12 protein-coding genes are annotated in these 11,425 nt (G+C 60.6%); 10 read left to right on the top strand and 2 right to left on the bottom strand.

Annotated elements, in window-relative coordinates; translation table 11 throughout:
- Positions 1–111: 111 nt before the first annotated feature.
- A complete protein-coding gene (locus tag B0G80_RS34790) occupies positions 112–510 on the bottom strand; it encodes a DUF3331 domain-containing protein (RefSeq protein WP_258879136.1) in 399 nt (132 codons plus the stop codon).
- Between the two features lie 560 nt (positions 511–1,070).
- On the opposite strand from B0G80_RS34790, the gene B0G80_RS45505 reads away from it, so the two are divergent.
- The 9 genes from B0G80_RS45505 to B0G80_RS34755 all read left to right on the top strand — a co-directional run bounded on the left by B0G80_RS45505 (position 1,071) and on the right by B0G80_RS34755 (position 7,642).
- A complete protein-coding gene (locus B0G80_RS45505; protein ID WP_147309953.1) occupies positions 1,071–1,484 on the top strand; it encodes a hypothetical protein in 414 nt (137 codons plus the stop codon).
- Between the two features lie 15 nt (positions 1,485–1,499).
- A complete protein-coding gene (locus B0G80_RS47455) occupies positions 1,500–1,628 on the top strand; it encodes a hypothetical protein (protein ID WP_258194025.1) in 129 nt (42 codons plus the stop codon).
- A 265-nt stretch (positions 1,629–1,893) separates the two neighbouring features.
- Entirely contained in the window at positions 1,894–2,265 is a 372-nt protein-coding gene (locus B0G80_RS34785) for a response regulator transcription factor (RefSeq protein ID WP_106285065.1), read from the top strand.
- A 251-nt stretch (positions 2,266–2,516) separates the two neighbouring features.
- Positions 2,517–3,128, top strand: a complete 612-nt coding sequence (locus B0G80_RS34780; RefSeq protein ID WP_258879253.1) for a c-type cytochrome — start codon at positions 2,517–2,519, stop codon at positions 3,126–3,128.
- 13 nt (positions 3,129–3,141) lie between these two features.
- Entirely contained in the window at positions 3,142–4,425 is a 1,284-nt protein-coding gene (locus B0G80_RS34775; protein ID WP_116122300.1) for a cytochrome c, read from the top strand.
- Positions 4,426–4,432: 7 nt separating this feature from the next.
- Positions 4,433–4,624: a hypothetical protein gene (locus B0G80_RS34770; protein WP_106285063.1), complete on the top strand. Its 192-nt coding sequence runs from the start codon at positions 4,433–4,435 to the stop codon at positions 4,622–4,624.
- Positions 4,625–4,666: 42 nt separating this feature from the next.
- Positions 4,667–5,236 carry a cytochrome C oxidase subunit II gene (locus B0G80_RS34765; protein WP_116122299.1) on the top strand — a complete coding sequence of 190 codons (570 nt, stop codon included), beginning with the start codon at positions 4,667–4,669 and terminating at the stop codon, positions 5,234–5,236.
- Positions 5,226–6,848, top strand: coding sequence for a b(o/a)3-type cytochrome-c oxidase subunit 1 (locus tag B0G80_RS34760; RefSeq protein WP_116122298.1), 1,623 nt, complete (start codon positions 5,226–5,228; stop codon positions 6,846–6,848). The genes B0G80_RS34765 and B0G80_RS34760 overlap by 11 nt, the downstream gene beginning before the upstream one ends.
- Positions 6,845–7,642, top strand: a complete 798-nt coding sequence (locus tag B0G80_RS34755) for a c-type cytochrome (RefSeq protein WP_116122297.1) — start codon at positions 6,845–6,847, stop codon at positions 7,640–7,642. Before B0G80_RS34760 ends, B0G80_RS34755 begins: the two co-directional genes overlap by 4 nt.
- A gap of 14 nt (positions 7,643–7,656) precedes the next feature.
- Here the strand turns inward: B0G80_RS34755 and B0G80_RS34750 are convergent, their stop codons facing one another.
- Positions 7,657–8,640 carry a helix-turn-helix domain-containing protein gene (locus tag B0G80_RS34750; protein ID WP_116122296.1) on the bottom strand — a complete coding sequence of 328 codons (984 nt, stop codon included), beginning with the start codon at positions 8,638–8,640 and terminating at the stop codon, positions 7,657–7,659.
- 729 nt (positions 8,641–9,369) lie between these two features.
- Between B0G80_RS34750 and B0G80_RS34745 the strand changes: the two genes are divergently transcribed.
- Positions 9,370–11,373, top strand: coding sequence for an ATP-binding protein (locus B0G80_RS34745; RefSeq protein ID WP_116122295.1), 2,004 nt, complete (start codon positions 9,370–9,372; stop codon positions 11,371–11,373).
- Positions 11,374–11,425: the final 52 nt, after the last annotated feature.

Below are 11,425 nucleotides of genomic sequence, written 5' to 3'. Positions count from 1 at the left end.
TGAGAAACGAAAGTGCGGCCTAACCGATAGCAGTTAGAATCGCCGCGTATCGACGTATGTGTGGTCGACGGCAAGACCCGCCTGTGTGTCGGCTGGCCGTCAAGACAAAGGCTATGGCAAGCTCGTTGAGCAAGAAGCAGCATGGTCGATCACCGAAAAAAGTATCATCGCGTCAGCGTTGACCGGGTGCGCCAGGCGGGATGTTCTTGGTCTGTATATCGCATCCCCCCGCCTGATACGCATGCCGCTTATCGCACAGACACCGGAATTTCTCGCTACACATGCCCCCCAGATCTGGTCGCCATAGTGGCATGATGTTGGATCACACCAAGCGATCATCAGGGTATTCGGATCAGGTCGTTCTATGACCTTGACCGGAAATGTCACTCGTTTGGTCAATACGCATGAGGAGGGCGCGCGCCGACACGCGTTTTGGCCAAGTGAGGCGAGCACCTCCTTTCGCTCAGAGTCGAGACCTGATAGCAGTTTCAACAAGCCGATCGTCTTCATCCAGGGATCGCTCGGACAGGCACTTGAACGCATTCTTTCGCTATCCTTCAGAGAATTGGCAGCGGTTGGTTTCCTTGACGAAAACAGCCGAAAGCTGTGTCCGCGCAGAAAACGCTCGCATACGAATGGCTGCGTTTTCAAAGTACTCCAGTAACGGGACGGTTGCAAACCTGCAAGAGGATGACGATTTCACGCGATGGTTTTAGATACCTATATTCTCGTATGTAGTCCGAGGATATACACACCTGTGCTCATGACGCAGCATGCCAATTTCGCCATGCCTATCGACGACCAGCTTGCCCGTTCGTCCCACCTGTGAGCGCGCTTGAGTCCTTATTCGATTGCAGGTTGTCGGTTGCCCTCCACTGCGTCTCCCAGCCCGTGGGATATACCCACGTATGAGTCGACGACGCCAATGCGGGAACTATGTCAACCGTTCGTAGAATAGTTTTTCCTGCCCCGTTTGCCTAACCTGATTGCATGGCCGGTACGGTTGCCCGGTTCAATTTTTATAAACCGCTTTTCGGGAAGGCCAAACGACTTCAGAAGAAGGTGAGCTGATGATCGGGCAAGACATAGGGTGCGAGTGGGGCGATGCCGATGGTGACCAATTTTTTTCAAAGCGCGTATTGAGTCCGTTAGCTTCGGGCATGCAGCGACTGTTTTTTGAAAAGCCGGTCACATCCCTGATTATTTTTGTTTGCTGGTATTCATTGATCGAAGTGCCATTGGAGTTCGGCATGCGAAACGATGACGCCATGCTGCCTGCTGCCGTCGTGGCAAGACTGATCGTTATCGTGGAAGGTTTGGGGCGCTGTCATGGATGTCTGCTTTGCACGGATAATCTTCGTCGTCCTACGTGGTACGAGTGTGTTAGCCATCGAGCCGGTGTTGCGATTAGGTTCAGAGATCCAGCTTTGGTTGTGCTCATCTCATCGGTCGCATACGCGGTTAGTCACGCCGGGATGGGTTGATTCGAGGATGCCGTCATGTTGAACGCTCTGCATAACTGGATTTTTATCGGCAGCAACGCATACGACGAGTACACGTTCGTGCCATGGCTGAAAAAGAACGTCTATCGAAGGACAGTCGATCTCAGCCGCGTCTGCATTCAATAGCGAGGGACATGACGATGAGATCGGATGCTCGATTATTACGTAGCGATCTGGGTGATCGGTTGAGCACCCGCACTAAAGTATGAGCGGACCAAACCTATCGATCGGTGAGCGTGCCTGTTTTTTTGGGTAACGGTCAAATTGTCGGTGCGCTATACGTTCGTATGATTCTCGTTTGGTTTGCTCCGAGCTACCCTTGCTGTAATGGACGTGCTCGTGATTGATCGCGCTTTTGTGTCCCGTTTTCTGAAAAACCGGGGTCCTCCGCTTGAATACGTCCCAGATAGTTACGATAGTCGATGACGATGAGGCGGTTCGTCTGGCGACTTCAAGCCTCGTGCGTTCCCTGGGCTGGAGTGTGCGCACTTTTGCGTCGGCGGAGGAATTCCTGCAGTCCGGCCACGTCGCTGACACGTCATGCCTGATTTCGGATGTGCGGATGCCCGGCATGTCGGGGGTCGGCATGCACACTTACCTTCTCGGACTGGGAACTGCGCCGCCGATCATCTTCATCACTGCGTTTCCGACCGCTTCGCTGCAATCGGAAATTCAGGCGAACGGCGCGCTGGTTTTGCTCGAGAAGCCGGTCGACGCCGCTGCCATGGCTCATTGGCTCAATGTCGCGCTAGGCCAACCATAGGCCGTGCAATGCTCGCGGTGGGGGCGATGCAAGTGTAGTGGGGCGACGCTAGAAGAAAGACGGTCAAGCTCGAAGAAAGGCGGGCAAGCAAACGCAGCGAGGCCACCTTCGCTTCGGCTATGGCAATCCGTACGAGGAAACCGGTGACGAATCGCATTGCATTGTTCATCGTCGCGCTCTATTCGGCGTGCGCGTTGTCCGCTGAACCGACGCTCGTCTCGGGGCCCGGCGCCGAGGCGGCGCCCGACACTATGCAGGCCCGTGTCATGGGCTGCGCGGCCTGTCACGGCGCGCACGGTGAAGGCACCGACAACGACTATTTCCCGCGCCTGGCCGGCAAGCCGGCCGGCTATCTGTACAACCAGTTGCTGGCGTTTCGCGATGGCCGCCGCAAGTACCCGCCGATGAATTATCTGCTGGCCTATTTGCCCGACGCCTATTTGCGCCAGATCGCCGACTACTTCGCCGCCGAGCGTCCGCCTTATCACCTGCCTGCCACCGCGAGCGTTGGCGCGCAGGCGCTCGCGCTCGGCAAGGCGCTCGTGAGCGACGGCGACCGGGCCCGCGGCGTGCCCGCCTGCGCCAGTTGTCACGGCGCGGCGTTGAACGGCATGGAGCCGACGATTCCAGGGCTGCTGGGGTTGCACGCCGACTACATCAGCGCGCAGTTGGGCGCGTTCCGCTACGGCACGCGCCGCACCGTCGCACCCGACTGCATGCACACGATCGCCACGCATTTGAGCGACAGCGACATCACTGCGATCGCGGCGTGGCTCTCCGTGCAGCCTGCGCCTGCCGATCCGCAACCCGCCGCCGCGGGCACCTTGAAGATGCCGCTTGCTTGCGGCAGCGTTTCTCACTAGCCGAGGCTGCGAAGTGCCCAGTTTCCGAAAGCCCACCGCCGTCACCGCACTTGCCACGCTGCTGCTTCGCGCCGCGACGCTGGTGGGCGTCTCCTCCGCGCAGGCCGGCACACTCGCGGACAGCCACGCGGACACCATCGCGCGCGGCGAATATCTTGCCCGTGCCGGCGATTGCATCGCCTGCCACACCATGCCCGCCGGTAAGCTGTTCGGCGGCGGCCGTCCGATGGAGACGCCGTTCGGCACGCTCTACTCGCCCAATATCTCGTCGGACAAGGACACGGGCATCGGCAAATGGAGTGCCCGCGAGTTTTACCGGATGATGCATACCGGCAAGTCGCGCGACGGCTCGCTGCTCTATCCGGCCATGCCGTTTGCCTCCTATACGAAGATTACTCGGGCCGACTCGGATGCGATCTACGCATATCTGCAATCGGTGCCGCCGATCCATCAGCCGAACCGCCCGCACGAACTGAGCTTCCCGTTCAACCAGCGCCAGTTGCTGCGCGGCTGGCGCTCGCTGTATATGCACGAGGGTGAGTATCAGCCGGACCCGACGCAGTCGGTCGAATGGAACCGCGGCGCCTACCTTGTCGAAGGGCTTGGCCACTGCACGATGTGCCACACGGCGATCAATGCGCTGGGCGGCAACTCCCCCTCGAAGCAGTTCGAAGGCGGCCTGATTCCCATGCAGAACTGGTATGCGCCGTCGCTGACCTCGAACAAGGAAGCCGGGCTCGGCGACTGGAGCATCGACGACATCGTCGACCTGCTGCACTCGGGTGTGTCGCGGCGCGGCGCGGTGTACGGGCCGATGGCCGAGGTCGTCTACGACAGCTTCCAGTACCTCTCCGAAGACGACGTGCGCGCGGTCGCGGTCTACCTCAAGGCGCTGCCAGCGCGCTCCGGCGAAGCGCAGCAGAGGCCGCCTAGCGTCGCGGTGACCGAGGAACAGAATCGCCTGACGCCGCTCGGCAAGAAAATCTACGATGCCCAGTGCGCGATCTGCCACGCCGCGCAGGGGCAAGGGAAGTTGCCGAATTTCCCGCCGCTCGCCGACAACCAGTCGATCCAGATGACCTCGTCGGTCAATCCGATCCGCATGGTCCTGAACGGCGGCTATGCGCCGGGCACCAGCAAGAATCCCATGCCGTACGGCATGCCGCCGTTCGCCCAGACCCTGTCGGACGAAGAAGTAGCCGCCGTGGTGACCTACATCCGCACGGCATGGGGCAATCACGGCACACCCGTGACCGTGAAGGAAGTCAACGAGTTGCGCTCGGCGCCGATCTTTTGAGGCAGCGATGATCCAATCCCCCCTCCCTTCGGACGACGGCAACGCCGCTTACCACGACGAAGCAGAACGCGTCGAACAGATCGTCGGCAGCGGCCCGCGCGGCGCGATCGCGGTGGCCGGCATCGCGACGGCCATTGTGATTGGCATGTGGTACGCGTTCTACTTCCTGGTGTTCCTGCCGCGCGGCGTCATCCAATAAGCGAATCACTCAAGCGAATCCCTCATCGAACCAGACAGCGCTATGTCGAACCCTATCGTTCCCGATCCGCATGTATCCGCTAGAGTCGCCGAAACCGTCGAGCGGCGTTGGGCGATCCTCGCGGTGCTGCTCGTCGCGAGCACCGTCGCGGTGGTGATCTTCACCGGCCTGCATTGGTCGTGGATGCCGCCCTCGCGCGTCGAGACCATTCGGCCCGAGACGCTCAACGTGTCGGGTGAGTTCGTCGAGAGCAACCTCGGCAGCGCGGTGGGGCCCGACGGTTCGGTGACGGTGCGCATCATCGCGCAGCAATACTCCTTCACGCCGCAGTGCCTGCTGGTGCCGGCCGGCGTGCCGATTACGTTTCGCGCAACGAGCGCGGACGTCGTGCACGGCTTTCTCGTTACCCATACCAACATCAACTCTATGGTCGAGCCCGGCTATATCTCCACGTTCAGGACCACCTTTGCGCAGCCGGGCGACCATCTGATGCCATGCCATGAGTATTGCGGCACGGGCCACCAGGGGATGTGGGCGCACGTGAAAGTCATCGACAAAAATGCGTTCATGCAGATGACCGCCAATTCGCGGAGACTCAGCTGTGTTAAATAACAAGCGACTCGTGCTCGCGCATTTCTGGCTGGCTTTCGGCGTCTTCGGCGCGGCGCTATTGCTCGGCGCCTGGCAGATGTATGTGCGCAGCCCGCTGCACGCGTGGCTGCAGGACTCCGAAATCTACTACCGCTCGGTGACCGAGCACGGCACCGTGATGGGCTACGTGTTCCCGACGCTCGTGGCGATGGGCTTCGGCTATGCGGTCACCGAGCTTTCCCTCAAGCGCGCGCTCATCGGCGCGCGCTGGGCGTGGGCCGGGTTCATGCTGGTGGCGGCGGGCGCGGTCATGGCCTCGATCACGGTCGCGCTCGGTCTGGCCTCGGTGCTCTACACGTTCTATCCGCCGATGATCGGCAACGTGTTCTATTACCTCGGCGTAGTGCTGGTGGTGGTGGGCTCGTGGATATGGGTGGCGCTAATGTCGGTGAACCTCGCGGCGTGGAAGCGCGACAACCCCGGCATGCCAGTGCCTCTGCCGATGTTCGCGAGCGTGGCGGGTGCTTATCTGTGGGGTTGGACCGCCGTGGGCGCAGCGCTCGAAATCATCTTCCAGATCCTGCCGGTCGCCTTCGGCTGGAAGACGACCATCGATGCGGGCCTCGCGCGCGTGTTCTTCTCGTGGACGCTGCACGCGATCGTCTATTTCTGGCTGATGCCGGCCTACATCGCGTTTTACACGATCGTGCCGCGCGCGATCGGCGGGCGGCTCTACAGCGATACGATGGGACGCATTGCGTTCATCCTGTTTCTCGTGGTGGCGATGCCGATTGGCATTCACCACCTGTTCGCCGATCCGCAAGTGGGCTCGGGCTTCAAGTTCCTGCAGTCGGTGTTCACGGCGCTGGTGGCGGTGCCCACGCTTCTGACGGTGTTCACGATCTGCGCGTCGGTGGAGATCGCCGCGCGCTTGCGGGGCGGCAAGGGCGCGTTCGGCTGGCTTCGCGCGTTGCCGTGGGACAACCCGCAGATGCTGGCGCTCGCGCTCTCGTTCGTGATGCTGGGCTTCGGCGGCGCGGGCGGCCTCATCAACATGAGCTACCAGCTCGACTTGACGATCCACAACACGCAGTGGATCACGGGACACTTCCACCTGATCTACGCGGGCGCGATCGTCATCATGTACTTCGCGATCGCCTACGACTTGTGGCCGCAGATCACGGGCCGCGTCATGACGAACTGGCGGCTCATGCGCCTGCAACTGTGGCTGTGGTTCATCGGCATGATCGTGCTGACGTTCCCGTGGCACTGGGTCGGCATTCTGGGCATGCCGCGCCGCATGGCGTACTACGACTACACCGATCCGGAGATTGCGGCGCAGGCGATCTGGGTGGTGATGTCGGCGATCGGCGGCTTCATCCTCGTGCTCTCGGCGATCGTGTTCTTCGTGGTTCTGATTCAAGGGCATCGCAGCGAAGCCGCCGCGCCCGAGGAATACCGCTTCAGTACCGCGGTGCACGAGCCGCGTACGGTGCCGGTGGCGCTCAACGGCTTCGCGCTGTGGCTTACGCTGATGGTTGCGCTGACGGTGCTCAACTACGGCTATCCGATCGCCCAGTTGATGGCAAGAGGCGACACCGTCCCGGTCATTCCGATTGGAGCCCGGCGATGAGCGAAGAGCGCCTGTTCTCGTGGAGCAATCGCTGGTTCAGGGCGAGCGTCGGCGTCACGGCCGCGGTGTTCGTGTTCGGCGTGGCGGTGGGTTTCGTGTGGCTGCCGTCGGTGCAGCGCGATGCGCAGTTCCAAGGCCTCTGGAATGCGATCTGCAGCGCGGCGGGGGTGCCGCAGCGGTGGCTCGGCAACGAGGCGCCGGTGGCGCCGCAAGTGCAGGTGAGCAAGGTGGAAGTGACCCCCCAATTGCTCGCGGGGGCGACGCAGCTATCGATCGGACGCGGCGCCACCCTCGCGCTGCGCTGCACGATGTGCCACGGCGAGCGTGGCATGAGCGGGGCGAATTCTCCGAATCTGGCAGGTCAGTACGCGATCGCGATCTACAAGCAGTTGCAGGACTTCCAGAGCGGCGCGCGCACGAACGCGGTGATGTCGCCGATGGCGGCGAACCTGAGCGATCCGGACATGCGCGATCTGGCCGCCTACTACGGCTCGCTGCCGCGGCCGAGGCTGGCACAGGGCCTCAATGCGGCGGGCGCCCCGGGGATCGTCATGCACGGTGCGCCGCTGCGCAATATTCCGGCGTGCGCGACGTGCCACGGCGGGATCGACAACAAGGCGGGCAGCCCCTGGCTCGACGGCTTGCCGGCGGCCTATATGCGGGCGCAACTTCAGGCGTTCGCGTCGGGTGAACGGCATAACGATATCTCGGAGCAGATGCGCAACATTGCACGCAATATGACGCCGGATGAGATCGCCGCTGCCGCTTCGTACTACGCAAACCTGACGCGGTGATGAAGCCGCGTGCGCTAGCCTGCGCCTTCGGCGACCTTTCGGCCTTGGCGAAGCTGGCGGGGAGTTCGGCCGGTCCTCTGGCGAATCACGCGGACGAAATGCGACGCATCCGAGAATCCGGCGCGCCGGCCGATCTCCGCGGTTGTTACGTGGTCAAATGCCCGTGACTGGAGCATACGCACGGCCGCTTCCGTCCTGGCTTTCAGCAACTGCTGACCGAACGTCTCGCTGCCGGCCGCCAGAACCCGGTGCAAAGTGCGACGCGACACATTCAACGCTGCTGCAACGTCGCTTGCAGTCAACTGCGACTCAGTACGACGCTGCATGATGCACTCGTGAATCCGTTCAAGCAGTGACCGCTCCGCAGGCGATGTCTTGAGCGATTCGCCCGAACGCTCGTGGGCCGTAAGCGCAAGCAATGCACCGAGCTGATCGGCGAGAACGGATTCAGCCAGCGGCGCGCGCAGGGCAAACTCCGGCGAGAGTTGGCTTACATAGCTTGACAGCACCCGGCCCCATCCAGAGTCTGCTGAAATTACCCGACCCGTCAGTCCTTCCACGTTGGAGCCCCAACTGGCCAGCCATTCTGGCGGGAGCGTCAAATTCAGGAAGTCGTAGGTGTCCGGACAATTCATCTCGAACTCAAGTTGGGAATCAACAAGTACCAACTCGCCAGGCAGAATCCGCGCCTGACCGCGGTGCGTCATTGTCCACGCGAGGTTACGGCTCATAACCAGGTGAAACGATCGGCCTCGACTCCGCGCAATCTGGCGTTGCGTGGTCAGGGCATCGTGTGCCGATCCACAAATAGCGGTTACCGTAATCCTGCCGAGTGGGGCGCTCAACAGGTTCGCCTCGAACTGGCGTGGCAACTGGCAACGGATCGCCATCGGCACGAGGGCAGAGGCCAGAACGTCGGCCCAGTAGTCGAGCCGCTGCACTCGTGGCACATCTTGCGTCGACAACCGCGCAATCGAAGGTGGCTCGACACTGGACATATTCTCGCCCTCCTTATGGTCAGGAAACAAAGGATAGGACGCTGAGATTGCCAGGTCAATCAGGGCTCGTGGAAGTGTAGGGATCCGAACTTGAGGTGCGAACCTTTGTGAGTCATTGGGCCCGTGATGGATGCCCTTCGCCGGGCGTTTTAGCGCGGAGACGATCTTATCCGAGGCAGGACGCACACCAGTGAAGGCACGCACCGCGTTTCGGCTGTCACGCTGGCCACGGGCCGGTCGTGGCACTTACAGACCATATTTCTCGTATGAATGGCACGATCAGTCAATCCGGAGCGCGAGGCCGCATCTAAACTGCTGACCGTAAGGAGCACAGCCGGGGAATTGGGTAAGTGAAGAAGGCTTTCTTCACATAGTACCGATCGTTGTGGCGCGGCGAGCGCTTGTCCAATCGCAATGCCGGAGCGAAGCCCGGCAGGGAAGCGAAATCAGAAAGGTTGTGCGCCGCTTGAAAGCTGGGCCTCGCCTCGATCTACCAGAAGACAAAAGCGGAACAACCCGCCGCTGCCTTGATCGTCGAGGTTATTGCCGAAGGAGACGTCTCGTTGCCTCTCGGAAGGGGCTGCAGCAACGCGCATCTACGCGCGTCGTGTGGCGTGCCAAATACTTGGGAGTGGCGGCCCTCCGTCTGCGGATGACTCACAACTCACGGGCACAACGGCTCAAGCCATCAACAAAGATCAGTTAGCCCGGTTGATATCACGATACCCCATGAATTTCTTCGCGGAATTGGTCGAGCAGTCGGAGCGGCTCCGTTACCTTCCAACTCGTCGGCTGTTTCGATCAGAGACCCGGGTCGAGCAGATTGCCCGACTACGTTATCTGGCTTGGCTTTGGTTAGCGGGTGGCGTTGCCATGGCGATTGCGACCAAGGTCTGCTTTCACCTCGGGGCTCGCCTTGGCACAGCGGGATTTGTCTATCTGATTATCATTGTACTGCTGTCGTTAATGGACAGCTTCGTTACTTCTGCGGTTTTTTCGATAACCGCCGTTGGCTGCCTTGCTTTTTTCTTTACGCAGCCGATCTTCACGTTTCGGGTAGGCGAGTTACGCGATCTTGCAGCGCTGATTGCTTTTCTAACTACGTCACTCATCATCACGACACTAGTGAGACGCGTACGTTGGCTCGGCAAAGCAGCGCGCGAGCAGGCCAGGCTCCTCGATCTGTCTCACGACACCGTCTTTGTTCGCGACATGAACGCCGTAATCACGTACTGGAATCACGGTGCGGAGGAGCTCTATGGATGGAAAAAGGCGGAGGCACTCGGCAAGACTTCCCATCAACTCTTGCAAACGCGCTTTCCTGTTTCTCTTGACGACACCATGAACACGTTGCTCACGACCGGGCGCTGGGAAGGCGAACTCATTCATACCACGCGGGACGGTTCGCAAGTCGTGGTACTCAGCCGCTGGTCATTACAACGCAGCGCGAACGGACGCCCAATCTCGGCGCTCGAAACCAACAATGACATCACGCTGCGCAAGCGCGCGGAAGACGCGCTGCGCCGAAATCAGGCGGCGTACCTGGCTGAAGCCCAGAAACTGAGTCTCACCGGCAGTTTCGGCTGGGACCCGGCGAGCGGGGAAATTTTCTGGTCCGAGCAAAGTTTCAGGATCTTTGGCTACGACCTCGACGTCACGCCCACGGTCGAGCTAACGCTCCAACGCGTGTATTCCGACGACGTTGCTCTTTTCAGGCAGGTGATCGACAAGGCGACGAGCGGCGAACAGGAATTTGATTGTGAATATCGTCTGCTGATGCCGGACAAGTCGATCAAGCATCTTCACGTCGTTGCCCATGTCGTGACCGATGAGCCTGGCAAGCGGCGATTTGTGGGCGCGATAATGGACGTGACCGCGGCGAAACTGGCGGCGCAAAAGTTGCACGAGGCGCAGACCGAACTCGCGCGTGTTACGCGAGTGACAACGCTGGGAGAGCTAAGCGCTTCGATCGCTCACGAGGTCAGCCAGCCGCTCGCTGCAATTGTCACAAACGGCGAAGCTTGTCTGCGATGGCTGGGGCACCCGAGCCCGGAACTGGCGGAGGTGCAGAACTGCGTGACGCGCATGATTGGCGAAGGCCGGCGCGCGAGCGATATTGTTCACCATATCCGCACGCTGGCCAAAAAGGACTTTCTGCAGAAAACGCGACTGGACCTCAACGACGTGATCCATGACGTTGTCGGCCTGACGCAGCGCGAAGTTTTGAGCCACAAGGTATCGCTCTGCCTTCGACTGGCGTCTGAGCTGCCCCCGTTGCTGGGCGATCGGGTTCAGCTTCAGCAAGTGATCATCAATCTTATGATGAACGGAATCCAGTCCATGGACGGCATTCATGGCCGGCCCCGTGACCTGCTCATCGAGTCGTACATGGACCAGGGTGGAAATCTGGTCGTCGCGGTTCAGGACTCAGGATCGGGAATTGATCCAGAAAACGCCGACCGACTATTCGATGCCTTCTTCACGACGAAACCCAATGGACTCGGTATGGGATTGTCGATCTGTCAATCGATTGTCGAAGCTCACGGAGGACGGATGTCGGCAGCCAGCAGGCCGGGCCACGGCGCGACATTCCAGTTCGGCCTGCCTGCGATCATCGAGCGCTCGGATGACGCACGGGCACAAAGCGAATTCCAGGGAGTTGCGCAAAGTTGCAGTGCAATAGGTGCGCCACAGCATCCAGGACCACATTCGCACGGCACTGTCAGCTTTTGATTCCGGAGCCTAGAATTATCTTCATCGATTGCGTGCGCTCAACGGCAGACGT

The sequence above is a fragment of the Paraburkholderia sp. BL6669N2 genome (assembly GCF_003387275.1).
Taxonomy (GTDB): domain Bacteria; phylum Pseudomonadota; class Gammaproteobacteria; order Burkholderiales; family Burkholderiaceae; genus Paraburkholderia.
This window is presented reverse-complemented; position numbering and strand designations above follow the sequence as displayed.

What these genes read in the sequence shown, in the direction of transcription:
- B0G80_RS34790 (WP_258879136.1), bottom strand. Translation starts at nt 510, where the DNA reads ATGAAGACGATCGGCTTGTTGAAACTGCTATCAGGTCTCGACTCTGAG.
- B0G80_RS45505 (WP_147309953.1), top strand. Translation starts at nt 1,071, where the DNA reads ATGATCGGGCAAGACATAGGGTGCGAGTGGGGCGATGCCGATGGTGAC.
- B0G80_RS47455 (WP_258194025.1), top strand. Translation starts at nt 1,500, where the DNA reads ATGTTGAACGCTCTGCATAACTGGATTTTTATCGGCAGCAACGCATAC.
- B0G80_RS34780 (WP_258879253.1), top strand. Translation starts at nt 2,517, where the DNA reads ATGCAGGCCCGTGTCATGGGCTGCGCGGCCTGTCACGGCGCGCACGGT.
- B0G80_RS34770 (WP_106285063.1), top strand. Translation starts at nt 4,433, where the DNA reads ATGATCCAATCCCCCCTCCCTTCGGACGACGGCAACGCCGCTTACCAC.
- B0G80_RS34765 (WP_116122299.1), top strand. Translation starts at nt 4,667, where the DNA reads ATGTCGAACCCTATCGTTCCCGATCCGCATGTATCCGCTAGAGTCGCC.
- B0G80_RS34755 (WP_116122297.1), top strand. Translation starts at nt 6,845, where the DNA reads ATGAGCGAAGAGCGCCTGTTCTCGTGGAGCAATCGCTGGTTCAGGGCG.
- B0G80_RS34750 (WP_116122296.1), bottom strand. Translation starts at nt 8,640, where the DNA reads ATGTCCAGTGTCGAGCCACCTTCGATTGCGCGGTTGTCGACGCAAGAT.
- B0G80_RS34745 (WP_116122295.1), top strand. Translation starts at nt 9,370, where the DNA reads ATGAATTTCTTCGCGGAATTGGTCGAGCAGTCGGAGCGGCTCCGTTAC.